At 73.5% G+C, this 24,274-nt stretch carries 21 protein-coding genes and 1 pseudogene; 8 read left to right on the forward strand and 14 right to left on the reverse strand.

Going from position 1 to position 24,274, the window contains the following annotated elements:
- Positions 1-7 precede the first annotated feature (7 nt).
- From D581_RS0129065 to D581_RS0129075, 3 genes are read left to right on the forward strand one after another with little or no spacing between them, the layout of a single operon-like run.
- Complete coding sequence (locus D581_RS0129065) at positions 8-952, forward strand: ABC transporter permease (protein WP_018960660.1); 945 nt, start codon at positions 8-10, stop codon at positions 950-952.
- Positions 949-2,025 carry an ABC transporter ATP-binding protein gene (locus D581_RS0129070; protein WP_018960661.1) on the forward strand — a complete coding sequence of 359 codons (1,077 nt, stop codon included), beginning with the start codon at positions 949-951 and terminating at the stop codon, positions 2,023-2,025. The genes D581_RS0129065 and D581_RS0129070 overlap by 4 nt, the downstream gene beginning before the upstream one ends.
- Positions 2,022-3,053 (forward strand): ABC transporter ATP-binding protein, encoded by a 1,032-nt coding sequence (locus D581_RS0129075; protein WP_018960662.1) that lies wholly within the window; start codon positions 2,022-2,024, stop codon positions 3,051-3,053. Before D581_RS0129070 ends, D581_RS0129075 begins: the two co-directional genes overlap by 4 nt.
- Before the next feature lie 12 nt (positions 3,054-3,065).
- Here D581_RS0129075 and D581_RS1000000142300 read toward each other — a convergent pair.
- Positions 3,066-3,173, reverse strand: a pseudogene (locus tag D581_RS1000000142300) (dihydrofolate reductase family protein); the annotation flags it as partial.
- A 194-nt stretch (positions 3,174-3,367) separates the two neighbouring features.
- Between D581_RS1000000142300 and D581_RS0129080 the strand changes: the two are divergent.
- Together D581_RS0129080 and D581_RS0129085 are read left to right on the forward strand one after the other, a co-directional pair.
- On the forward strand, positions 3,368-4,006 hold the full coding sequence (locus D581_RS0129080) for an ArsR/SmtB family transcription factor (RefSeq protein WP_018960663.1): 639 nt from the start codon (positions 3,368-3,370) through the stop codon (positions 4,004-4,006).
- Positions 4,003-5,343: an MFS transporter gene (locus tag D581_RS0129085; RefSeq protein ID WP_018960664.1), complete on the forward strand. Its 1,341-nt coding sequence runs from the start codon at positions 4,003-4,005 to the stop codon at positions 5,341-5,343. The genes D581_RS0129080 and D581_RS0129085 overlap by 4 nt, the downstream gene beginning before the upstream one ends.
- On the opposite strand, the gene D581_RS0129090 is transcribed toward D581_RS0129085, so the two are convergent.
- The 10 genes from D581_RS0129090 to rimP all read right to left on the reverse strand — a co-directional run bounded on the left by D581_RS0129090 (position 5,344) and on the right by rimP (position 18,610).
- Positions 5,344-6,471 carry an XdhC/CoxI family protein gene (locus D581_RS0129090; RefSeq protein ID WP_018960665.1) on the reverse strand — a complete coding sequence of 376 codons (1,128 nt, stop codon included), beginning with the start codon at positions 6,469-6,471 and terminating at the stop codon, positions 5,344-5,346.
- 119 nt (positions 6,472-6,590) lie between these two features.
- Complete coding sequence (locus D581_RS0129095; protein WP_018960666.1) at positions 6,591-7,547, reverse strand: bifunctional riboflavin kinase/FAD synthetase; 957 nt, start codon at positions 7,545-7,547, stop codon at positions 6,591-6,593.
- A 43-nt stretch (positions 7,548-7,590) separates the two neighbouring features.
- Positions 7,591-11,142 (reverse strand): trypsin-like peptidase domain-containing protein, encoded by a 3,552-nt coding sequence (locus tag D581_RS0129100; RefSeq protein ID WP_018960667.1) that lies wholly within the window; start codon positions 11,140-11,142, stop codon positions 7,591-7,593.
- A 301-nt stretch (positions 11,143-11,443) separates the two neighbouring features.
- Positions 11,444-12,343, reverse strand: coding sequence for a tRNA pseudouridine(55) synthase TruB (truB, locus tag D581_RS0129105; RefSeq protein ID WP_018960668.1), 900 nt, complete (start codon positions 12,341-12,343; stop codon positions 11,444-11,446).
- Complete coding sequence (gene rbfA / locus D581_RS0129110) at positions 12,340-12,834, reverse strand: 30S ribosome-binding factor RbfA (RefSeq protein WP_018960669.1); 495 nt, start codon at positions 12,832-12,834, stop codon at positions 12,340-12,342. Before rbfA ends, truB begins: the two co-directional genes overlap by 4 nt.
- Before the next feature lie 36 nt (positions 12,835-12,870).
- Positions 12,871-13,164, reverse strand: a complete 294-nt coding sequence (locus tag D581_RS0129115) for a DUF503 domain-containing protein (protein WP_018960670.1) — start codon at positions 13,162-13,164, stop codon at positions 12,871-12,873.
- 199 nt (positions 13,165-13,363) lie between these two features.
- Positions 13,364-16,519 (reverse strand): translation initiation factor IF-2, encoded by a 3,156-nt coding sequence (gene infB, locus D581_RS1000000140190; protein ID WP_078625959.1) that lies wholly within the window; start codon positions 16,517-16,519, stop codon positions 13,364-13,366.
- Positions 16,520-16,671: 152 nt separating this feature from the next.
- The gene (locus D581_RS0129125; protein ID WP_199787847.1) at positions 16,672-16,950 is read right to left on the reverse strand and encodes a YlxR family protein; all 279 of its coding nucleotides are present in this window, start codon (positions 16,948-16,950) and stop codon (positions 16,672-16,674) included.
- A gap of 113 nt (positions 16,951-17,063) precedes the next feature.
- On the reverse strand, positions 17,064-18,104 hold the full coding sequence (gene nusA, locus D581_RS0129130; protein WP_018960673.1) for a transcription termination factor NusA: 1,041 nt from the start codon (positions 18,102-18,104) through the stop codon (positions 17,064-17,066).
- Positions 18,105-18,106: 2 nt separating this feature from the next.
- On the reverse strand, positions 18,107-18,610 hold the full coding sequence (rimP, locus tag D581_RS0129135; RefSeq protein ID WP_018960674.1) for a ribosome maturation factor RimP: 504 nt from the start codon (positions 18,608-18,610) through the stop codon (positions 18,107-18,109).
- Between the two features lie 176 nt (positions 18,611-18,786).
- On the opposite strand from rimP, the gene D581_RS0129140 reads away from it, so the two are divergent.
- From D581_RS0129140 to D581_RS0129150, 3 genes are read left to right on the forward strand one after another with little or no spacing between them, the layout of a single operon-like run.
- Positions 18,787-19,326, forward strand: a complete 540-nt coding sequence (locus D581_RS0129140) for a hypothetical protein (RefSeq protein ID WP_026291011.1) — start codon at positions 18,787-18,789, stop codon at positions 19,324-19,326.
- Positions 19,323-19,841 (forward strand): ferritin-like domain-containing protein, encoded by a 519-nt coding sequence (locus D581_RS0129145; protein WP_018960676.1) that lies wholly within the window; start codon positions 19,323-19,325, stop codon positions 19,839-19,841. The genes D581_RS0129140 and D581_RS0129145 overlap by 4 nt, the downstream gene beginning before the upstream one ends.
- A gap of 50 nt (positions 19,842-19,891) precedes the next feature.
- Positions 19,892-20,806, forward strand: a complete 915-nt coding sequence (locus D581_RS0129150) for an aminoglycoside phosphotransferase family protein (RefSeq protein WP_018960677.1) — start codon at positions 19,892-19,894, stop codon at positions 20,804-20,806.
- A 71-nt stretch (positions 20,807-20,877) separates the two neighbouring features.
- Here the strand turns inward: D581_RS0129150 and D581_RS0129155 are convergent, their stop codons facing one another.
- From D581_RS0129155 to D581_RS0129165, 3 genes are all read right to left on the reverse strand, one after another.
- Positions 20,878-22,581, reverse strand: coding sequence for a proline--tRNA ligase (locus D581_RS0129155; protein ID WP_018960678.1), 1,704 nt, complete (start codon positions 22,579-22,581; stop codon positions 20,878-20,880).
- Between the two features lie 69 nt (positions 22,582-22,650).
- Complete coding sequence (locus tag D581_RS0129160; RefSeq protein WP_018960679.1) at positions 22,651-23,232, reverse strand: GNAT family N-acetyltransferase; 582 nt, start codon at positions 23,230-23,232, stop codon at positions 22,651-22,653.
- Positions 23,233-23,354: 122 nt separating this feature from the next.
- Complete coding sequence (locus D581_RS0129165; RefSeq protein WP_018960680.1) at positions 23,355-24,200, reverse strand: GNAT family N-acetyltransferase; 846 nt, start codon at positions 24,198-24,200, stop codon at positions 23,355-23,357.
- Positions 24,201-24,274 lie beyond the last annotated feature (74 nt).

The raw sequence follows: 24,274 nt of genomic DNA on the forward strand, positions 1-24,274 counted from the left end.
GACGTCGATGGAGAAGCCCTCCGAACAGCCGGAGGTGAAGGCGGAGCAGGCGGTCCCGCTGCCGGGCCCGCGCGCCCTCACCCGGGCCCGGCGGCGGCAGGCGGTGGCCCGCTTCTGGCGGCAGTACCGCACGCACCGCGCCGGACTCGTCGGGCTCGCCGTGCTCGCGGTGATCGCCCTGCTCGCGCTGACCGCCCCGCTGCTGGTCGGAGCCGACTCGCAGAGCGTGACCAACGCTCCGGGCGGCCCGATGGAGGAGCCGAGCGGCGAATTCCCGCTCGGGACCGACCAGTTCGGCCGCAGCCTGCTGGCCCTGATGCTCTGGGGCACCCGGGTCTCGCTGACGGTCGGCCTGCTCGCCGCCTTCCTGTCCGTGGCGATCGGCACCCTCATCGGGATCACCGCGGGCCACTTCAAGGGCTGGTACGCCACCGTCATCATGCGGGTCACCGACTGGTTCCTGGTGATGCCGACCCTGGTGCTTGCCATCGCCCTGGCGACCGTCCTGTCCCGGTCGGTGTGGACGACGATCCTGGCGATCGGCGTGACGACCTGGCCGACGACCGCACGTCTGGTCCGCGCCCAGACGCTGTCGGTCGAGTCCCGACCGTACATCGAACGCTCCCGGGCGCTCGGCGGCGGACACCGCCACATCATGTCCCGTCACGTCCTGCCCAATGTGATGCCGCTGGTGCTGGCCCAGACCACGCTCGTGATCTCCACCGCCATCCTCACCGAGGCGACCCTCGCCTTCCTCGGGCTCAGCGATCCCACGATCGTCTCCTGGGGCGGTCTGCTCCAGGACGCCCGCGAGGCCGGCGCGGTCAGCTCCGGCAACTGGTGGTACCTCGCTCCGCCCGGACTCGCCATCGCCGTCGTCGCCCTCGCCTTCACGCTGTGCGGCCGCGCCATCGAGTCCGTGCTCAACCCCAAGCTGGGGGTGTCCCGTTGACCGCCACGACCACGACCACCACGCCGAATCCGGACCCGGCCGGCTCCTCCGACCTGTCGAAGCCGGTCGGCGATCCGCCGCTCCTGGAGGTGCGGAATCTGACGGTCACCTACGGGGGCGGGGCCGACGCCGTCCCCGCCGTGCGGGGGGTCGATCTGCGGGTCGAGGCCGGGCAGAAGCTCGGCATCGCCGGGGAGTCCGGCTGCGGCAAGTCGACGCTGGCCCTCGCGCTGCTGCGGCTGCTGCCCGCGACGGCCACGCTCACCGGCGAGATCCTCCTCGACGGCGAGGACGTCCTGACCATGAAGTGGGGGCGGCTGCGGGCCGTCCGCTGGGCGGGCGCGTCGATCGTCTTCCAGGGCGCGATGCACTCGCTGAACGCCGTGCACCGGGTCGGGGACCAGATCGCCGAGCCGATCCTGCTCCACAGCAGGGCCACCCCCGCCACCGCCCGCAAACGGGCCGGTGAACTGCTGGAGCAGGTGGGGCTGCCCGCCGCCCGGGCCCAGGCCTACCCGCACGAACTGTCCGGCGGTCAGCGACAGCGCGTGATGATCGCCATGGCACTGGCCTGCGATCCGCGGCTGATCGTCGCGGACGAGCCGACCACCGCCCTCGACGTGATGATCCAGGCGCAGATCCTGCGGCTGATCGAGGCGCTCGTCGCGGACCAGGGCGTCGGGCTCATCATGATCAGCCACGACCTCGCGGTGCTCGCCGACACCTGTGACCGGCTCTCGGTGATGTACGCGGGCCGGGTCGTCGAGGAGGGCCCCGCCCGGCAGGTGTACACGGACGCCCGCCACCCGTACGGCAAGGCGCTCTCCGCCGCGTTCCCCAGGATCGGGGACCTCTCCTCCCGGCACGCCCCGCGCGGTCTGCCGGGAGACCCGCCGGACCCCTCGGCGCTGCCCGGCGGCTGCACCTTCCATCCGCGGTGCCCGGTGGCGCTCGACTCCTGCGCCACCGAGGACCAGGAGCTGCGGGAGGCCGGGGCCGAGCACCGGGCCGCCTGCGTCCTGGTGGACGCGCCCGCTGCCGCCGGGGCCGACGACACGAGGAGCACCACATGAGCACCCCCCTTCCGCTCGCCACCCCCCTGCTCAGCGCCGAGACGCTGAAGGTCGCCTTCCCCGGCCGGCGCGGGGCGGCCGCCGCCCGCGCCGTCGACGGCGTCGACCTCGACATCCGGCCCGGCGAGATCGTCGCGCTGGTGGGCGAGTCCGGCTGCGGCAAGACGACGCTCGCCCGTTCCCTGCTCGGCCTGGTCGCGCCCACCTCGGGCCGGGTCACCTTCGGCGGCGCACCGCTCGACTACAGCGGCCGGGCGCTCAAGGCGTACCGAAAACGCGTGCAGCTGGTCCTCCAGGACCCCAGCGGCTCGCTCAACCCCCGGCACACGGTGTACGACGCGGTGGCCGAGGGGCTGCGCATCCACGGGTACGCGGGCGACGAGCGGGCGGCCGTCTCGGAAGCCCTCTCCCGGGCCGGGCTGCGACCGCCGGAGCGGTTCTTCCTGCGCTTCCCGCACGAGCTGTCGGGCGGTCAGCGCCAGCGCGTGGTGATCGCCGGGGCCCTGGTGCTGGAGCCGGAGCTGATCGTGGCCGACGAGCCGGTGGCCTCGCTGGACGCGTCGGTACGGGGCGAGATCCTGGCGCTGCTGCTGCGCCTGCGGGACGAGCTGGGCCTCTCGGCGCTGGTGGTCACCCACGACCTGGGGCTCGCCTGGAACATCGCGGACCGGGTGGCGGTGATGTATCTGGGCCGGATCGTCGAGACGGGCCCGGTCGAGCAGCTGCTCACGACCCCTCGACACCCGTATACGCGGGCCCTGTTGTCCGTGCTTCCGGAGGCGGAGGGCGAACCGGTCGTGCTGGCCGGGGAGCCGCCGGACCCCTCGAAGGTGCCCGGCGGCTGCCGGTTCCACGTCCGCTGCCAGGTCCTGGCCTCGGGCGAGGCGGAGCGGGCGGGCGTGGCGGAGGCGTGCCGCACGGTGGATCTGCCGGTGCTGAGCGGCGGCGGGGACGTCCAGGTGGCGTGCCACTGGGCGGCGGCGTGCGGCGGGGAGGGCCGGGGCGGGCCCGCCGAGCCGCCTGCCTGAGGCAGGTGCTGTTCAGCGGGTCCGGTAGCGGGCGTAGATCAGTCCGCTGGCGAAGGCGCGCTCCTCGACCAGTTCGAGGTCGAGGCGCACGCCGTCGGGGAAGAACCGCTTGCCGCCTCGACGTAGCCGTCGAGCGAGGTGAGCATGGAGTAAATGAGCTTGGCCACGGTTTCTCCTTCGGGTGCGAACGCTTGCCTGCCGGTGGTCCCACAGGTGATGACCCCCGTCCGGCCCGGAACTCATCGGCCGGACCCCTCGGGAAAAACCGCAAAGAATTCTTCGCGAAGAACTCTTTGCGGTTTAGGCTGTGACGTATGACAACAGATGACGCGTCGGACCGGTCGGACGCCCCGGCCGCCGGAGAAGGATCGGTCGTCCTGGACGCCAAGGGGCTGCGTGCTCTGGCTCATCCGGTACGCGTGCAATTGGTCGGGCTGCTGGGGAAGCACGGCCCGTCGACAGCCACCCGCCTCGCGGAACGGCTGGGGGTGAACTCCGGGACGGCCAGCTACCACCTGCGTCAGCTCGGCGCGGCCGGTTTCGTCGAGGAGGACACGGAGCGCGGCAACGCACGCGAGCGCTGGTGGCGTCCGGTGCACCGGACGATCTGGTTCAGCGATCCTGAGCTGACCGAGCAGGAGCCCGAGGCCGCACTCGCCTACCAGCAGTCCGTCGCTGCCCTCCACACCCTGCGCACCCAGCAGACCCTGAACGGGCTGCAGACGATGGACCGCGCCTGGCGGAACGCCTTCGACATGAGCGACTGGGCCCTACGGCTCACGCCCGACGAAACCACCACCCTGTACGAAGAGTTGGCGGAGGTCATCACGCGCTACCGGCGGGACACCCCCGAGGCAGCGGCAAGCGCCCCCGAGGGCGCCGAGCGGGTCGGCGTCATCACCCACATCCTGCCCGAGCCCGACGCCCCCGCTCCGGAAACGGAGACGCGGTGACCACGGACGCTTCCGGCGGCGTCGGCGGAGCATCAGCGAAGCGGTCCTTACGGCCGCTGGTCGGGGTACTGGCGGCCATCGCCGTGTCCGTGACCGGCACACGGATCTCGCTGGTGGCCCTGCCCTGGTTCGTGCTCGTCACCACGGGCAGCGCCGCCATGACCGGGCTGGTCGCCTTCTGCGAGATGACGCCTTATGTGGTGGTCAAGGCGTTCACCGGCCCTGTGGTGGATCGGATCGGGCCGCGGGTCGTCTCCTGGACCACGGACCTGGCGAGCGCGGCCGCCGCCGCGGCGATCCCGCTGCTCCACAGTCTGGACCTGCTGTCCTTCCCCGTCCTGCTGGGCCTGGTCGCTGTGATCGGCGCGGCACGCGGCCCCGGCGATCTGGCCAAGGAAGTCATGGTCCCGGAGGCCGCCGAGCGCTGCGGTACACCCCTGGTGCGGGCCACCGGCCTGTCCGGCGTGATCGAACGACTCGCCTCCACGATCGGTCCGGCGGCGGGCGGCGCCCTGGTGGCACTGCTCGGCCCCATGACGGGCTTGGTCGTCAACGCGGGCTGCTTCGCCCTCGGTTCGGTGATCGTCGCCGTCGCGCTGCCGCGCGGCATGGGGCATCCGGTCGTGGACCCCTCGGCACTGGCCGGCGGAGAGGAGGCGGGCTACTGGCGTCGGTTCGGGGAGGGCTGCACCTTCCTCCGGCACGAGCCTCTGCTGCTCGCCGTGATCGTCATGGTCGGGATCACCAACCTCCTGGACGCGGCGATGACCACCCTGTTGGTTCCCGTCTGGGCGGGGGAATCCGGAAACGGCCCGGCGGCGATCGGCCTGATCGGCAGTGTGATGGGGGCGTCCGCGGTGGGCGGGAGCCTCATCGCCGCGATGGCCGCGCACCGGCTCCGCCGCAGGTTGGTGGTCCTCGGCGGATTCCTGCTGGCCGGAGCGCCGAGATTCCTGGTCCTCGCCGCCGACGCCCCCTTGGGCGCTGTGCTGGCCGTCTTCGCCGTGAGCGGGTTCGGCGCCGGGTTCATCAACCCCGTGCTGGGGGCCGTCCTCGTGGAACGGGTGCCGCGCCGGATGCTGGGCCGGGTCAACGCGCTCGGTGACTCACTGTCCTGGTCCGGAATCCCGCTCGGTGGGCTGCTCGCCGGGGTGGCGGTGTCCGCGGTCGGACTGACTCCAGTGCTCCTCGCCTGCGGGGCCGCGTACTTCCTCACCACGAATCTGGCGGGGTTGCGGCCGGAATGGCGCGCGATGGACCGCCCGAGTGAGGGCCGTGGCGGCCTGTCGCCGCAGGCGGAGGAGAGCACGGCGCGAGGTGGTGCGACGGTGCCCTGACTACTCCTGGACGTCCGGTCCGGCGTGGTGGATCGCCCCCGTCAGTTCGCCGAGCGGGCGGCCCGTGCCGCCCCAGCGGTGCTGGATGATCTCGGCGGCGATGGAGACCGCCGTCTCCTCCGGCGTACGGGCTCCGAGGTCGAGGCCCACGGGTGAGGCGAGGCGCGCTAGATGGGTCTCGTCCACCCCGGCCGCGCGCAGGCGGGCCAGCCGGTCGTGGTGGGTGCGGCGGCTGCCCATCACCCCGATGTACGCGGCGGGCGTGCGCAGGGCCGCGACGAGCAGCGGCACGTCGAACTTGGGATCGTGGGTGAGCACGCAGATCGCGGTGCGGGCGTCGACCTCGGTGGACTCCAGGTAGGTGTGCGGCCAGGCGCGGACGACCTCGTCCGCCGTGGGGAAGCGCTCCCGGGTGGCGAAGGCGGGGCGGGCGTCGCAGACGGTGACCCGGTAGCCGAGGAACGAGCCGATGCGGGCGGTGGCCGCCGCGTGGTCGATCGCGCCGAAGACGAGCATGCGGGGCGGCGGGGCGTACGTCCGGACGAAGACGGCGACCTCCTGCATCCGGCGCTGGCCGTGCGCCCCGTACCACTGGATCGCGGTGTGTCCCTGGGCCAGCAGGCCCCGGGCGTCGTCGGTGACGGCGGCGTCCAGCCCTGCGGAACCGAGAGTGCCGGGGCTGCCAGGAGTGTCGGCGGGCCGGACGACCAGGCGGGCTCCGGTCTCCGCCGCGCCGGACAGGACCGTGGCCTCGGCCACCGGCAGACCGGCGGCGATCAGGTCCAGCACGGCCCCGAGATCCTCGCGCTCGGAGGGGGTCGCGTAGGCGCGCACCAGGATGTCGATCGTGCCGCCGCAGGTCAGGCCGGTTCCGAACGCCTCGTCGTCGCTGATCCCGTACGACACCACGCGCGTCCCGGCCCCGGCGAGCACCTCACGGGCGACCTCGTACACATCGCCCTCGACACAGCCTCCGGAGACGCTGCCGACCACCGTCCCCGCCGCGTCGACGGCCAGCACGGCGCCGGGGTCGCGGGGCGCGCTGCCGTGGACGGCGACGACGGTCGCCAGGGCGAAGGGGATGCCGTCGGCGCACCGGGCACGGAGGGCGGGCAGGATGTCGCGCACTCTGTCAGCATCCGTCGTCCGCGGGCGGATCGCACGGTGGGGGTGGGGCCTGTCGTCACATGGGGGAGTGCGTGCCAGGCGTCGCCCGGCAGACGGGAATGTGACGACGGGCCCCGACGTCAGTGGGTGAGGTCGTACGCGGCGGTCAGCTCGCCGGCGCGCTTCACATCGGCGGCCATGGCGACCAGGAGGTCGTCGATCGAGTCGAACTTCAGCATGCCCCGGACGTAGGCGAGGAAGTCGACGGCCACGTGCAGCCCGTACAGGTCCAGGTCGACGCGGCCGATGGCGTACGCCTCGACGGTCCGCTCCGTACCGTCGAACTGCGGGTTCGTGCCGACCGAGATCGCGGCGGGCATCGACTCCCCGTCCACCTCCAGCCAGCCGGCGTAGACACCGTCGGCGGGGATCGCCGTGTGCGGGAGGGTCTCGACGTTGGCCGTCGGGAAGCCCAGCTCCCGGCCGCGCTGCGCGCCGCGCACCACGATGCCCTCGACCCGGTGCGGTCGGCCGAGGATCTCGGCGGCCCCGGCGACGTCGCCCTCGGCGATCAGCCGCCGGGTGAGTGTGGAGGAGAACGGCTGTCCGCCGCCCGCCTCGCCGGTGACGTACAGGTCGATGACCTCGACGGTGTAGTCGTAGGTGGCGCCCAGATCGGTCAGGAGCGCGACGTTCCCCGCGGCCTTGTGGCCGAAGCGGAAGTTGGGGCCCTCGATGACGGCCTTGGCGTGCAGCCGGTCGACGAGGACCTTCGCGATGAAGTCGGCGGGCGACAGCTGGGAGAACTCGGCGGTGAACGGCAGGATCAGCAGGGCGTCCACGCCCAGCTCGGCCATCAGCTCGGCGCGACGGTGGTGCGGGGCGAGCAGCGGCGGGTGGCTGCCGGGGCGGACGACCTCGCTGGGGTGCGGGTCGAAGGTGACGACGACGGACGGGACGCCCAGCTCACGGGCGCGCTCGACGGCCCGGCCGATGATCAGCTGGTGTCCGCGGTGCACGCCGTCGTAGGAGCCGATGGTGACGACGCTGCGCCCCCAGTCCTGGGGGATGTCCTCCAAGCCACGCCAGCGCTGCACTGTGACCGCTCCTCGCCCGAACCTGTGTACGTGTGTATGTCGATTACGCAGGTCTAAGACTGCCATGCGCACGTCCCGCAGCCTGCATCGGCATCGGCATCGACGGGCGTGACGTCTCCAACGCCTCGACCGTGCGCCGGGCGCTCGGCCCCACGACCGCCGCCCACTCCTGCGGGGCGTCGGCCAGCCAGCGGGTGACGAGCGCGGCGAATCCGGGCACGTCGCGGGCGAGCTCGACCAGCCCCCGGTCGAAACGGGCGGCGCCCTCGGGGGTACGCACCATCAGCATCCCGGTCCGGTGGACGAGCGCGCGCGTACGGATCTCCGGGCGGCGCCCCGAGCCCTCGGCGGCGGCCCGGAGCAGGGCCTCCAGCACATCCGGGTCCCGGCCGGTGACCTGCTCGAACTCCAGCAGGACCTCCAGCAGCTCCGCCCGCAGCGGCCGGGACGCGGCGCTTCCGGCCCCGGCCAGCACCCGGGCGAGCGCGGCGCGGACCGGCGGCGGTGCGGGGCGGTCCCGCAGCAGTCCGGTCACCAGGGGCAGAAGAAGGGCCCGGGCGGCCGGACCGTGCTCCAGGCGGAGGTCTACGTATTCGGCGGCGTGCGTGCCGTCCTCGGGGTGGGCGTCGATGTACTCCCGTACGAGTCCGGCGGCGTGCAGCGCGAGCGCGGGCGTGTCGAGTCCGGCCAGCGCCCGCAGCACCGCTCCCCCGCCGTCCCCGGGGCGGGCCAGACGGGCGCGGAGGGCGGCGAGGACCGGCTCCTGGTGGTCCGGGAACACCTCGGCGAGCAGTTCGACGGGCAGCCGGGGGTCTCCGGCTGCGAACGCCCGCAGCGCCCCGGGGAGGTGGGTTCTCCTGGCCACCGGGTCGCGGACGAGGAGGGTGAGGGCGGCGGCGTGCAGGGCGGCGTCCTCGGGGCGGTCCAGCAGCACGAGGGCGGCGGAGCGCAGCAGGGCCCGGTCGCCCTCGGCGGTGACCCGCTGCTGGAGGAGGCCGGCGTAGCGGGCGGCGGCGGAGCGGCGGGCCGGGCGGTCCTCGTCGCGGGCCCAGCGCTCCACGGCCCGGCAGAGCGCGGTGGGCTCGTCCTCGGCGAGGGCCAGCAGCAGCTCCCCGGCCCGCTGGTGCGGGGTGGCGATCAGCGCGTCGGCCAGTTCGTCGGGGGCGAGGTCGCGGCGGGCGTACAGCAGGGCCTGCGCGGCGGCGGCGACCGTGGGGCGCAGCGGGACGTCCGGCGCGTCGGGGCCCACGAGCAGCGGGCGTTCGTCGGTGAACCAGCGGCACAGCAGCGGCTGGACGGCCGGGGCGTCCAGGGCGAGGCGGCGGGCGACCGCGTCCAGATAGCGTTCGTCGCCGTCGGTGCGGGGCAGTCCGTCGGCGGGCACGAGGCGGCGGAGCAGATCGATCCGGTTCTCCTCGGGCAGCCTCAGCCGCCGCCAGAACCAGGGCCCGAACTCCCCGTACGCCCCGAGGTCCCCGGGTCCTTCGGGGGCGGCGGAGCGCCGGGTGATGCGTCCGGCGAGGACCCGCAGGACGCCCAGATAGGGGCGCGCGTCGGGCACGCGCAGCAGGCTGCCGTTCAACAGGTGGGCCGCCCACCAGGCGGCGTCCTCGTCGCGCGGGCCCGTGTCGGTCCACAGCCGGTCCAGCGCCTCGATCAGGTCGGCCATCCGGTGCGCGAGCGCGGCGGTGCCCTGGCGGCGGCCGAGGAGCACCATCGCCTGGATCACCGGTCCGATGCGGTGCCGGGGCACGGGCAGGCTGCGGGGTTCGCCGGCGGTGCGGGGGTGCGGCACCCGGTCCGGGCCGCCGCTCCCCCGGTGCCAGCGGTGCACCAGGGAGCGCAGGGCCGCGTCCAGGTCGAGGTGGGCGCCCTGCACCCAGTCGCCGAGCTCCTCGTGCGCGAAGCGGTAGCCCGCACCGGCGGGGACCAGAAGGCCCTCGGTCAGGACGGCGGAGGCCCAGCCGGTGCGCCAGGGGAAGATCTCCTCGAACGCCGCCCGGTCCAGCTCGCCCTGGCCCGGACCCAGGCAGCGGCGGGCCGCCTCGTGGACCTGGCCCGCCACGCGCGCGGCGAGGCGGCGCACGGCGGCGCCGCGGGGCTGTTCGTCGGCGGCGGCCGCGATCCGGACGGCGACGCGTACGCACAGCAGGTCGAGGTGGGCGCCGAAGACGTCCTCGGTGTCGGGGCGGCCCGGCACCCCGGGCGGCAGCGCGGCGCGGACCTCGGCGAGGAGTCGCAGGGTGAGCGGGTGCCGGTCGTGGCCGGGGGCGAGGGCGGCGGGCGGGATGCCGTAGGCCTCCTTGGCCCGCCCTGCCTGCTCGGGGGTGAGGTCGCCCAGGCGCAGGGCGGACGGCAGCCTGCGGGCGGGGCGGTCCGGGCGGTGCAGGGCGTCCGGTGGGTAGAGGCCGCCGGCGGTCTCCCAGTGCTCGGGGCGGCAGGCCACGACGAGCCGGACGTCCTGCTCGCGCAGCCAGGCGGCGGTGTCCGCCGTCCAGCCCGCCAGCCGGTGGGCCAGCAGCGGGGGCATCTCCTCGGGGCCGTCGAGGACCACCAGGAGCGGCTGCCCGGCGTCGGCGGCGAGCCGGGCGACGCGCTCCGGGGTGGCCGTGCTCATGTCGCCGCGGGCGCCCGCCGCGGTGACGATCCGGGCGGCGCGGGCGAGGGCCCTGCTCGCGGCGTCCGCGATCGAGGTGTCCTCGGCCAGCAGGTCCGCGCCGCGCAGCCAGAGCGTGGGGGCGGGCGCGCCGCCGTCGGCGCGGCGGGCGGCGAGGGCGGCCAGCTCGGTGGTGCGGCCGGTGCCGGGCGCGCCGACGAGGCCGAGGACCAGGCCCGTGCCCGCTGCGAAGGCGGCGAGCTCGGCGTGGACGTCGGCGCGCGGGACGGGGGCGGTGCGGGCTCGCGGGCCGTCCGCCGAGCCGACGGAGGTGGCGGTGAGCTGGAGGGCCCCGGCGAGGTTGAGATCGGGACCGTAGGCGGGGGCGGCGGTGGCGTTGCGGCGCAGCAGGGCGTCCAGCGTGCCGTCCGCGCCCCGGGTGATCGGGAGGGCCAGGCCGGCCGCCTCGTGCGGGGCGGTGAGGGCGGTGCAGAGGATGCCGACGACGGCACCGGTGGCCGGGTCGGTGACGGGCCCGCCGATGGCCGCGCCCCCGGAGCGCAGGGCGTCGCGGCCGTCGGTGCCCAGCGCGAGCTCCAGGGCGGCGGGGACCGGGTGCCCGATGCCGTCCGGCGCGGTGTAGGTGGCGGGGGTGGTGCCGAGCACCCGGGCCTCGCGCCGCCCGTGGGCGGCGATGTCCACGTAGCCGCCGGGCTCGGCGCGGTCGCGTCCGGCGATGGGCAGGGGTTCCGCGTCGAGGGCGTCGGGGCCGCCGGTGCGCAGGAGGGCGAGGCCCAGGGCGGGCAGGGCGGTGATGTCGTCGGGGGCGACGGTGCAGGTGCGGCCGTCGGTGCCGTGGAGGAGGAGCGGGCCGGGGGAGGTCACGGCCTGATGGGCGGTGACGACCGTGCCGCGGTCGTCCGCGACGAATCCCGTCCCTCGCGGCCGGCCGGCCTGATCACAGATTCTTACCAGTTTCGACCGGTCCCCACTGCCCATGGTGCGACGTTAGGCCGCCGGTGATCTCCTGGGGCGCGCGGACGGGGAAAGCGCCCCCCACGCCCCCGGTATTCACTCCGAGCGCCCGTCCGATGGGGTGAATAAGCGTGTCCCCCGGGGAGCAGGAATGGTGCCGGGGAGGGGAACGTGGAGCGGGCACCGGGTTGGGGGGGTGGGTGCCCGCTCCACGCATGACCCGCCGAAGCGAGGGGGCGGCCCGGACGCGGGGGCGGCCCGGACGCGGGGGCGGCCCGGACGCGGGGCGCGCCAGGTTCGAGGCGCGCCAGGTGCGAGGTGCGGCTCAGGCGAAGACGGCGAGGCTCTTGGCCTTGCCCTTCTCCTCCTCGACGAGCACGAGGAACGCGCCGTCGGGCCCGAAGACCGCGACCGGCCCCGGCGGATGGGCGGGCATGTCCAGCCGTACGCCGTTGAGGAGCAGCTTGGCGCGCTTCTCGTCCACGTCCCAGCGGGAGAACGCGGAGGCGGCCGCCTCGGCGACCGGCATCACGGTCAGCTCCTCCTGGTGCTGGTCGAGCGTCCGCGCCGCGTCCAGTCCGTACGGACCGACCCGGGTGCGGCGCAGCGCGGTCAGGTGGCCGCCGACGCCGAGTCCGGCGCCGAGGTCGCGGGCGATGGCGCGGATGTAGGTCCCCGAGGAGCAGACGACGGAGACGACCAGGTCGAGGACGGGGGTGCCGTCCTCCGCGACGGCCTCACGGACGTCGTAGACGCGGAAGGAGGAGACGGTCACCGGACGGGCCGGGATCTCGAACTCCTCGCCGCCGCGCACCCGCGCGTAGGACCGCTTGCCGTCGATCTTGATGGCGCTGACCTTGGACGGGACCTGCATGATCCGGCCGGTGAGTGCGGCCACCCCGGCGTCGATGCCCTCGCGGCTCACGCCGGAGGCGTCGGTGGACGAGGTGATCTCGCCCTCGGCGTCGTCGGTGACGGTGTCCTGGCCGAGCCGGATCGTACCGAGGTACTCCTTCTCGGTCAGGGCGAGGTGGCCCAGCAGCTTGGTGGCCCGCTGGACCCCGAGCACGAGGACTCCGGTCGCCATCGGGTCCAGCGTGCCCGCGTGGCCGACCCGCCGGGTGCGGGCGATGCCGCGCATCTTGGCGACGACGTCGTGCGAAGTGAAGCCGGACGGCTTGTCGACGATGACAAGGCCGTCCGGCGTGGTGGTCTGCTCGGTCATGCGGAGGCCGGGCCCTCGTTCTTCTCGGAGGATTCGTCGGTCCCGGTCCCGGTCCCGGTCTCGTCGTCCTCGTCCTCGGGCTTGCGGTACGGGTCGGCGTCGCCGGCGTACTGCGCGCCCGTGGAGACCTGGCGCACCTCCGCGTCCTTGGCCCGCGCCTTGTCGAGGAGGTCCTCGATGGTACGGGCGTTGTCCGGGAGGGCGTCCGGGACGAAGGCCAGGCTCGGCGTGAACCTGACCCCGGTCTGCCGGCCGACCTCGGTGCGGAGGACGCCCTTGGCGCTCTCCAGCGCCGCGGCGGAGGCCGCGCGCTCCTCGTCGTCGCCGTAGACCGTGTAGAAGACCGTGGCCTCCCGCAGGTCGCCGGTGACCCGGGCGTCCGTGATCGTCACGAATCCCAGCCGCGGATCCTTGATTCGCCGGTCCAGGGTCTCCGCGACCACGACCTGGATGCGATCGGCCAGCTTGCGGGCCCGCGCGTTGTCGGTCACCGGTCCGTCACTCTTCCTTCTGATTTCGCTCGACTGTCAGTCTTCGTCACTGTGCAGCCGCCGTCTCACCGACAGCAGCTCCACCTCGGGACGTCCCGCGACCAGCCGTTCGCAGCGGTCCAGTACGTCCGTGAGGTGTCCGGTGTCACCGGAGACCACGGCAAGGCCGATCTCGGCCCTGCGGTGGAGATTCTGTCCGCCGGTCTCGGCCGCGCTCACCGCGTACTTGCGCTGGAGCTCGGCGACGATCGGGCGGACGACGGAACGCTTCTCCTTCAACGACCGTACGTCGCCGAGGAGCAGATCGAAGGACAGGGTCCCCACATACATGTGTGTCCGGATGTCCCGCCGGTTCGGGTTCGTGCCCCGCCAGAGCTTGCCGGGGACATCAGAACCGTACCGGAACGGCCGGAGCCGATCGACGGAAATACGACCCGTCGACCGGCCCCGACCTTGGTGGAGGGGGGCCGGGAGCGAACTCCCGGACCCCTTCCGAATCCCCGCGGATCCTCGCGGACCCGAGAGTTGATCAGCCTCGCGGCTTCTCGCGCATCTCGTACGTCGCGATGACGTCGTCGATCTTGATGTCGTTGAAGTTTCCGAGGTTGATACCGCCCTCGAAGCCTTCGCGGATCTCGGTGACGTCGTCCTTGAAGCGGCGCAGACCGGAGATGTTGAGGCTCTCCGCGATGACCTTGCCATCGCGCAGCAGGCGCGCCTTGGTGTTGCGCTTGACCTCGCCGGAGCGGACCAGCACACCGGCGATGTTGCCCAGCTTGGACGAGCGGAAGATCTCGCGGATCTCCGCCGTGCCGAGCTCGACCTCTTCGTACTCGGGCTTGAGCAGACCCTTGAGGGCCGCTTCGATCTCTTCGATCGCCTGGTAGATGACCGAGTAGTACCGGACGTCCACGCCTTCGCGCTCGGCCATCTGCTCGGCACGCCCCGCGGCGCGCACGTTGAAGCCGATCACGATGGCGTCGGAGCCGGTCGCCAGGTTGATGTCCGACTCGGTGACCGCACCCACACCGCGGTGCAGGATCCGGATGTCGACCTCTTCGCCGACGTCGAGCTGGAGCAGCGAGGACTCGAGAGCCTCCACCGAACCGGACGCGTCGCCCTTGATGATGAGGTTGAGCTCCTGGACCAGACCGGCCTTGAGCGCCTCGTCCAGGTTCTCCAGGGAGAACCGGACGCCCTTGCGGGCGAAGTTGGCGTTGCGCTCACGGGCGGCACGCTTCTCGGCGATCTGACGGGCCGTACGGTCCTCGTCGACCACCAGGAGGTTGTCGCCGGCGCCCGGGACGTTGGTGAGACCGAGTACCAGGACGGGGGTCGAGGGACCCGCTTCCTGGACGTTCTGACCGCTGTCGTCGAGCATGGCGCGGACTCGGCCGTAGGCGTCGCCCACGACCACCGTGTCACCGATGCGCAGCGTTCCGCGCTGGACCAGGACGGTCGAGACGGCGCCGCGACCGCGGTCGAGGTGGGACTCGATCGCAATACCCTGCGCGTCCTGCTCCGGGTTGGCCCGCAGGTCGAGCGAGGCGTCGGCGGTGAGGACGACGGCCTCCAGGAGCGCCTCGATGTTGAGGCCCTGCTTGGCGGAGATGTCGACGAACATGGTGTCGCCGCCGTACTCCTCGGCCACCAGACCGAACTCGGTGAGCTGACCGCGCACCTTGGTCGGGTCGGCGCCCTCGACGTCGATCTTGTTGACCGCGACCACGATCGGCACCTCGGCCGCCTTGGCGTGGTTCAGCGCCTCGATCGTCTGGGGCATCACACCGTCGTTGGCCGCCACCACGAGGATCGCGATGTCGGTCGACTTCGCACCACGGGCACGCATGGCGGTGAACGCCTCGTGACCCGGGGTGTCGATGAAGGTGATCTTGCGGTCCTCGCCGTTGACCTCGGAGGAGACCTGGTACGCACCGATGTGCTGCGTGATGCCGCCGGCCTCGCCCGCGACGACGTTCGTCTTGCGGATCGCGTCCAGCAGCCGGGTCTTACCGTGGTCGACGTGACCCATGACGGTCACGACCGGCGGACGCGAGACCAGAGCCTCTTCGCCGCCCTCGTCCTCGCCGAACTCGATGTCGAAGGACTCGAGCAGCTCGCGGTCCTCCTCCTCGGGGCTGACGATCTCCAGGACGTAGTTCATCTCCTCGGCGAGAAGCCGGAGCGTCTCGTCGGAAACGGACTGCGTGGCGGTGACCATCTCGCCGAGGTTCATCATCACGGCGACGAGCGACGCCGGGTTGGCGTTGATCTTCTCCGCGAAGTCGGTGAGCGAGGCGCCGCGCGACAGCCGGACGGGCTGTCCGTTGCCGCGAGGCAGCATGACGCCGCCGACCGACGGGGCCTGCATGGCCTCGTACTCCTGGCGCCTCTGCCGCTTCGACTTACGGCCACGACGCGCCGGACCGCCGGGACGGCCGAACGCACCCTGTGTGCCACCACGGGCACCGGGGCCACCGGGACGGCCACCGAAGCCGGGACGGCCGCCGAAGCCGCCGCCGCCACCGGGACGACCGGCACCGCCGCCGCCACCGGGACCGGCCGGACGGCCGGCGAAGCCGCCGCCACCGCCGCCGGGGCGACCGGCGAAGCCGCCGCCGCCACCGGGACGACCGCCGCCGCCACCGGCACCGCCGGGACGACCGCCACCGCCACCGGGACCACGGCCACCGCCGGGGCCACCGCCGGGACGCGGGCCCGCTGCGGGACGCTGCGGCATCATGCCCGGGTTCGGGCGGTTACCGGCGGGGCCGCCGCCGGGACGCGGAGCCTGCGGGCGGGGCATGCCGCCCGGAGTGGGACGGGCACCGCCCTGACCCTGACCGCCCTGGGGGCGCGGGGCGCCGCCGGGGCCACTGCCCTGGGGACGCGGGGCGCCGGGGCGCTCCGAGCCGCCACCGGGGCGCGGGGCGCCACCCGGACGGGGCGCGCCGGGGCGCGCCATGCCGGTGGAACCGCCGGAGGTGAAGGGGTTGTTGCCCGGACGGGGACCGGCCGGACGGGCGCCGCCGGGGCGCGGGGCGCCCTGGCCCGCGGGACGTGCGGGGCGGTCGCCGCCACGCTCGCCACCACGGCCGCCGTCGCGCTGGCCACCGTCACGGCCGCCGTCGCGCTGGCCGCCGTCACGCTGACCGCCGGCCGGAGCCGGACGGGCGGGTGCGGGACGGGGGCCGGGGGTGGCACCCGCGGGACGCGGGGCCTGGGGCTGCTGCGGGGCAGCCGGCTGGGCCGGAGCCGGAGCCGAGAACTCGGCGGCCGGGACCGGGGTCACCGGGGCCGCCTTCGGCGCGGGCTTCGGACCCGGACGGGGTCCCGCCGACGGCGCGGAGGGCGCCGCCGGGGTGCTGCTGGGGGTCTCGGCCTCGGCGGCCGGCTTGGGAGCCGGTGCGCCGGGCTTCGGGGCCCCGGGGCGTGCCGCAGCTGCCGGGGAGGGCGCTGCGGGCTTCACGGGCGCCGCCTTGCGGGGCGCACCGGGCTTGGCAGCGGACTTGCCGGCGTTGCCGCCGGGCCCCTGCAGTGCGTCGGTCAACTTACGTACAACCGGCGCCTCGATCGTCGAGGACGCCGAACGGACGAATTCACCGAGTTCTTGGAGCTTGGCCATGACGACCTTGCTCTCGACGCCGAACTCCTTGGCGAGTTCGTATACCCGGACCTTAGCCACTTCGCTCCTTTTAGGTCCGGGTTACCGCCGGACCGTCGCTACTTCATGGGCGTACTCATCGCGTACTCATCGAGTGCTGCTCATCGCAATCTCGACCTACTTCCAACTCGCGAGGTACCTGACCGCACGGGGACCCGTGCCGTTCACTTTTCTTACGGTGCAACCCGCTCGACGAACCGCGTCAGTGCCGCGGTGTCGAACGGCCCCTTGGCCTTGAAGGCCCGGGAGAACGCCCGGCGGCGGACCGCCAGGTCGAGGCAGACGGAGACGGGGTGCACATAAGCACCCCGGCCGGGCAGCGTACCGCGTGGATCGGGGGCGCAGGCGCCCTCGTCCACCACGATGCGCAGCAGCTCGCTCTTGGTCGCTCGCTCCCGGCATCCCACACAGGTTCGCTCGGGGCAAGCGCGGGCTTGCGTCCGGCCAGACACGTTTAAGTCTACCTCCCCGTACCGACCTCGCCGCTTTGGGGCAAAAATCGAACGGATGTTGTCGTGATCTCAGCGGCGTACTGCTCAGATCTATTCCCTGGAGCCCCTCCGGGTCAACGCCTTTCCGAGCGCTCCCGGGCCCGCTCGGCCCGCTCGCGGTCGGCGTTCTCGCGCTCCTCGTCCGTCTCGGTGTCCGGACGGATGTCGATGCGCCAGCCGGTGAGGCGGGCGGCGAGGCGGGCGTTCTGGCCCTCCTTGCCGATCGCCAGCGACAGCTGGTAGTCCGGCACGGTGACGCGGGCGGAGCGGGCGCCGAGGTCGACGACCTCGACCTTGCTCACCCGGGCGGGCGACAGGGCGTTGGCGACCATCTCGGCCGGGTCGTCGGACCAGTCCACGATGTCGATCTTCTCGCCGTGCAGCTCGGCCATGACATTACGCACACGGCTGCCCATCGGGCCGATGCAGGCGCCCTTGGGGTTCAGGCCGGCCCGGGTGGAGCGCACGGCGATCTTGGTGCGGTGGCCGGCCTCGCGGGCGATGGCCTCGATGACCACCGAGCCGTCCGCGATCTCCGGGACCTCCAGCGCGAAGAGCTTCTTCACCAGGTTCGGGTGGGTGCGCGAGAGCGTCACCGACGGACCGCGGACGCCCTTGGCGACCCGTACGACATACGTACGAAGGCGCAGGCCGTGCACGTACTCCTCGCCCGGGACCTGCTCCTGGACCGGCAGCATGGCTTCCATCTTGCCGATGTCGACCAGGACGTTCTTGGGGTCCTTGCCCTGCTGGACGAGGCCCGTGACGACATCGCCCTCGTGGCCCGCGTACTCCCCGAAGGTGCGGTCGTCCTCGGCGTCGCGCAGCCGCTGCAGGATGACCTGCTTGGCGGTGGTCGCGGCGATCCGGCCGAAGCCGGACGGGGTGTCGTCGAACTCCTTGGGCTCCTGGCCCTCTTCGAGGTCGGCCGGGTCCTCCTTGGCCCACACCGTGACGTGGCCGTTCGCGTCGAGCTCCACGCGGGCCCGGCGGTGGCTGCCGTCGGTGCGGTGGTACGCGATGAGGAGGGCCGACTCGATCGCCCCGACGAGCACGTCGAAGGGGATCTCCTTGTCCTGCGCCAAGCCCTTCAGAAGCTTCACATCGATGTCCACGGCTACGCCTCCTCTTCCTTCTTGTCCTTGCGGTTGAATTCGATCTCCACGCGCGCCTTGGCGATCTCGTCGAAGTCGAGGCGGCGGGCGGTGGGCTTGCGGCCCTTGACGCCGGGCACTTCGAGGTCGAGCCCGTCCTCGTCGACGGAGAGGATGCGGGCGACCAGCTCACCGGAGCCGTCGCCGGCCAGGTGGAACCTGGCCAGCCGGCCGATGGCGCGTACGTAGTGGCGGTGCTCGGTCAGCGGGCGGTCCGCGCCGGGGGAGCTGACTTCGAGGACGTACTCGCCCTCGCCCATCGCGTCGGTCTCGTCCAGCTTCTCGGAGATCGCGCGGCTCAGCTCCGCACAGGCGTCCAGCTCCACGCCCTCTTCGGAGTCCACGATGATCCGCAGCACTCCTCGGCGGCCGGCCCGGGACACCTCGATCTCCTCGAGGTCCAGCTGCTGCGCGCTGACGAGCGGTTCCAGCAACCCGCGCAGCCTCTCGCTCTGGGTGGTGCTCATCCGGGTGACTCCTCGGCCGCGTGTGCTGTTGTGGGGATCGTCGTGCGTCAGGTCAAAGGGTATCCGGTCGCCAGGGGTGTTGCCGTCCGCCGGCCGCTCGGCCGCGGGTACGCTCGCCTGCGGTGATCACATCAGGACAGATCCTGTCAGGATCGGTCCCGGCCCGAAGGAGAAACGTGCGGCGCACGGGGACGACGCGCAGGGGGGCGCTCACCGCTACGGGAGCCCTCGCCCTGGGTGCGGTGCTGACCGGCTGCGGGGGCGGCGACGAGGCGGCGGACAGTGGGGAGCCCGCGCACTCCGGCGCGCGGGCCGCCGCCGCGAAGGCCGGGAGGACCGTGCGCGAGAAGGCGGCGCGCGACGGCGCCCTCCTGCTCGCCCGGTACGACCTGGTGGCCGAGGCGCATCCGGCGACGGCCGCGGGTCTGGCGCCCCTGCGGGCCGCTGTGCGGGAGCACGGGAAGGCGCTGGCGCCGCCGCGCGCGAAGGGCGACCCGAAGGCCGACGCCCCTCCGGCCGCGCCCGGCCCGGTGTCCGCCGTCCCGAAGGCCGCGGTGCGGGAGCTGGCCGCCGACGAGCGCCGTCGGGCCGACGCGTATGCCCAGGCCCTGCTGAACGTCGAGCCGGAGCTGGCCCGGCTGCTGGCCTCGGTGGCGGCGGCCGCGGCGGCGCACGCGTATCTGCTGACCGAACTGGCCGAGGAGACAGCCGCATGAGCACCCGTTCCGCCCGCCCGTCCGAGGAGGACGCGGACTCCCCCGAGCTGACCGCGGTCCAGGCGGCCCTGGCCGCCGAGCACGCCGCGGTGTACGGCTACGGGCTGCTGGGCGGCCGCCTCGACGGGAAGCGGGGCGACGCGGCCCGCGCGGCGTACGACGGGCACCGGGCCCGCCGGGACGCCCTGGCGCGCACCGTACGGGACCGGGGCGGGCGGCCGGTGGCCTCGGACGCCGCGTACGCTCTGCCGTTCGCCGTCGCGGACTCCTCGTCGGCGGTACGGCTGGCCGCGGTGCTGGAGGACCGGATCGCGGGCGCCTACGCCGATCTCGTACGGGCCACCGAGGGCGCTCGCCGCGAGGAGGCCGCGGGCGCGCTGCGGGAGGCCGCGGTGCGGTCGGCCCGCTGGCGGGGCGGCAACGTAGCCTTTCCGGGGCTAGCCGAGCGGGCCGCCGGTGCGGATCCGGCCGCGACGGGCCCGGTGGAGGCCGCCGGCGCGGACGGCGCGCGCTGACACGGAGAACGCGCGCTGCTACCAAGAACCGGAAAGGGAACACACGACGTATGGGTTGCGAACCGCCGCAGCGCCTGGTGCGCGCGCTCGGTGAGATGTACGGGGACGCCGCGGCGGCCGACTGGCTGGACGCGCTCCCCGCGCTGACCGAGCAGGCGCTCTCCGCCGGGGACGGCCTCACCGTGGAGCGGGTGGCCGCCCCCGGCGGCCGCAGCTCCCTGGTGGTTCTGGTGCGGCGGGCCGACGGGACCCCGGCAGCGCTGAAGATCGCCCCGCCGGTCGCCGGTCCCGGTCTTGAGCGGGCGGCCCTGGAGCACTGGAACGGGTGGGGCGCGGTGAAGCCGCTGGACGCGCCGGAGCTCGACGCGTCCGGCGCGCTGCTGCTGGAGCGGCTGCACCACGAGGTGTCGCTGCGCTCGCTGCCGGAGGCCAAGGCGCTGCTGGAGGCGGCGGGCACGCTGCGGCGGCTGTGGGTGGAGCCGCCGACGGGGCACGCCTTCGAGAGCGTTGCCGGGCGGACCGATCGGCAGAGCGCCGGGATGCGGGCGGCCGCCGAGGCCGATCCGGAGCTGGCGCCGCTGGTGGACGCGGCGCTCGCGGCGCGGGCGGAGCTGGTCGAGGGATCACCCGAGCTCCTGCTGCTGCACGGCAACTTCCGGCAGAGCAAGGTGTTCTCCGGGGAGCGGGCGCCGTGGCTGACGGTGGGTCCGGAGCCGCTGGTGGGCGAGCGCGCCTATGACCTGGCGCGGCTGGTGCGGGACCGGGTGGAGGATCTGATCGCCTCGCCCGGTGGTCCGGTGACGGCCCGGCGACGGGTCAAGCGGCTGGCGGAGTCGCTGGAGGTGGAGCAGGCGCGGCTGCACGGCTGGACGCTGTTCCGGGCGGTCGAGTCGGGCACCCGCGCCCTGGCCGAGGGACGGCGGCAGATGGGCGAGGTCAACCTGGAGTTCGCGGGCTGGCTGTAGTCCGGCGTACGTACGAGGAGGGCCCCCGCGCCACGGTGCGCGGGGGCCCTCCTCGCAGGCGGTGTGCGTGATCAGGCCAGGTCGGCCGTCAGGCGGGCGATCGCCTCGTCGACGGTCAGCTCCTCGCGCTCGCCGGTGCGGCGGTCCTTGAGCTCCAGGACGCCGTCGGCGGAGCGGCGGCCGGCGACCAGGATCTTGGGTACGCCGAGCAGCTCGGAGTCGGTGAACTTCACGCCGGGCGAGACGCCGGGGCGGTCGTCGACCAGGACCCGCAGGCCCGCCGCGTTGAGCTTCTCCGAGATGTCGAGGGCCAGCTCCGTCTGGAGGGCCTTGCCGGCGGCGACGACGTGGACGTCGGCCGGGGCGATCTCGCGGGGCCAGCACAGGCCCTTGTCGTCGGCGGTCTGCTCGGCGAGGGCGGCGACGGCGCGGGAGACGCCGATGCCGTACGAGCCCATGGTGACCCGGACGGGCTTGCCCTGCTGGCCGAGGACGTCGAGCTGGAAGGTGTCGGCGTACTTGCGGCCGAGCTGGAAGATGTGGCCGATCTCGATGGCGCGGTCCAGGGTGAGGCCGGTGCCGCACTCGGGGCAGGGGTCGCCCTCCTCGACCACGACGACGTCGAGGTACTGGTCGACCTCGAAGTCGCGGCCCGCGACGACGTTCCTCGCGTGCTTGCCGTCCTGGTTCGCGCCGGTGACCCAGGAGGTGCCGGGGGCGACGCGGGGGTCGGCGAGGTAACGGACCTTCTCCAGGCCCTGGGGGCCGACGTAACCGCGTACGAGGTCGTCGCGGCCGACGAAGTCCTCGGCGGTGACCAGCTCGACGACGGCCGGGGCCAGGTGCTCGCCGAGCTTGCCGAGGTCGACCTCGCGGTGGCCGGGGACGCCGACGGCCACGATCTCGCCGTCCACCTTGACCAGCAGGTTCTTCAGGGTGGCGGAGGCGGGGACGCCGAGGTGCGCGGCGAGCGTCTCGATGGTCGGGGTGTCGGGGGTGTCCAGCTCCTCGACCGCGCCGTGCGCCGAGCCGTCGACCGGGGCGAGCGCGAAGGTCACGGCCTCGGTGTTGGCGGCGTAGTCGCAGTTCGGGCAGTCGGCGAAGGTGTCCTCACCGGCGGCGGCGGGGGCGAGGAACTCCTCGGAGGCCGAGCCGCCCATCGCGCCGGAGACGGCGGAGACGATGCGGTGGTCGAGGCCGAGGCGCTCGAAGATCTTGATGTACGCGGCCCGGTGCAGGGCGTAGGAGTGCGCGAGGCCCTCGTCGGTGGTGTCGAAGCTGTACGAGTCCTTCATATGGAACTCGCGGCCGCGGAGCACGCCGGAGCGGGGGCGGGCCTCGTCACGGTACTTCGTCTGGATCTGGTAGAGCATCACCGGCAGGTCCTTGTAGGACGTGCACTGGTCCTTGACGGTCTGGGTGAAGATCTCCTCGTGGGTGGGGCCGAGGAGGTAGTCGCCGCCCTTGCGGTCCTTGAGGCGGAAGAGCAGGTCGCCGTACTCCTCCCAGCGGCCGGACGCCTCGTAGGGCTCCTTGGGCAGCAGGGCGGGCAGCAGGACTTCCTGGGCGCCGATGGCGTCCATCTCCTCGCGGACCACGCCTGAGATGTTGTCCAGGACCTTCTTGCCGAGGGGCAGCCAGGACCAGATGCCGGCCGCGTTGCGGCGGACGTACCCGGCGCGGACCAGCAGCTTGTGGCTGAGCGTCTCGGCGTCCGCCGGGTCGTCGCGCAGTGTCTTGACCATCAATCGGGACATGCGCTGGACCTGGGCCATGATGAACTCCTGCTCGCAAGGGTGGTGAGCCCGAGGTTAGCCGGGCGGTGCGGGCTGGCGGAAATCCATTCAGGCCCCGGGCCTCGCGCGCAGCAGCGGCAGGGACGCGCCCATGACCGCGTAGGGCTGCGGGGCGCTCGGGAAGACGACCTGGCGGGCCAGATCGCGGTAGCCCAGCGAGCGGTACAGGGTGCGGGCCGGGCTGTCCTTGTCGATCGCCGAGAGGATCGACCGGGGGTGGCCGACGGCGTCGGTGATGGCGGTGATCAGGGTGCGCCCGATGCCGCGCCGCTGGTGGTCCGGGTGGACGTGGAGTTCGGTGATGACGAAGGAGTCCTCCAGCCAGCCGTCGGAGCCGGTGGCCCGCAGATAGGGCTCGACGACGGTGGACCACCACTGGGCGCGGTCGTTGGGCAGCCCGTAGACGAAGCCGACAAGCCGTCCGTCGGGGGTGGTGGCGCCGAGTGCGCGGGCGTGGGGGTGTTCCAGGTGACGGAGGACGATGTGGCGGCGTACGTCGATCTCGTCCTGGCTCAGTCCGAAGGCGGCCGCCTGGACGCGCAGGGCTTCGTCGACGCGGGCGGCCAGGTCGACGGGGCCGATCTCGGCGTCGGGTGCCGCGGAGCCTTCTTGGGGGACTGCTGCTGCCATGCGGGAACCCTACTGGCCGGGGCGGGCGGTCAGAACCGTGCGTACCCGGGGCGGGCGGTCAGAACCATGCGTTCCCCGGGCGGGCGGTCAGAACCGTTCCTGCGGCGGGGGCGCGTGAGTGTTCAGAACAGGACGCTCATGAACGCGCCGACCTCGCGGAAGCCGACACGGCGGTAGGCCTTGCGGGCGGGAGTGTTGTAGTCGTTGACGTACAGGCTGACAAGGGGGGCGACGTCGGCGAGTGCGTAGCGCAGGACGGCGGCCATGCCCGTTTCGGAGAGGCCCTTGCCCCGGTGTTCGGGGGCGACCCAGACGCCCTGGATCTGGCAGGCCTGTGGGGTGACCGCGCCGATCTCGGCCTTGAAGACGACCTTGCCGTCGTCGATGCGGGCGAAGGAGCGGCCGGTGCCGATGAGTTCGGCGATGCGGGCCTGGTAGAGGAGTCCGCCGTCGCCGGCGAGCGGGGAGATGCCGACCTCCTCGGTGAACATCGCCACGCAGGCCGGCATCAGGACCTCGGTCTCGTCCTTGCGGATGCGGCGGACGAGCGGGTCGGGGGTGACGTCGGCGGAGAGGCTCTCGGTGACCATGAGGGGCTGGTTGGCGCGGACCTCGCGGGCGGGGCCCCAGCTGGGTTCGAGGAGCCGCCAGAGCTGGGTGGTGGGTTCGGCGGGGCCGACGATGGAGGAGCAGCGGCGGCCGGCCCTGCGGGCCCGATCGGCGAAGGCGCGGACGGCCTCGGGGCCGGCGCAGATGGGGACGAGGTTGGCGCCGGAGTAGCACAGGGAGCGGAGCATCCCGTCGGCGTACCAACCCCACATCTCGCCGCCGAGGCGCCAGGGGTCGAGTCCCGCGACCTGCACGCGGGACGTCACGAAGGCGTTGGCCACGGGCGCGCTCTCCAGGATGGCGAGCGCTGCTTGGAGGTCGCTGGGTTCGAGGACCCGGGTGGTGGTCTGCGTCAACACGAGGGGGCCTCACCATGCGGTCTGCTGATTTCCGCACTTTAACCGACGAGCCTGTCGAACGCCGCTCGAGTCCG

The organism is Streptomyces sp. CNB091 (genome assembly GCF_000377965.1).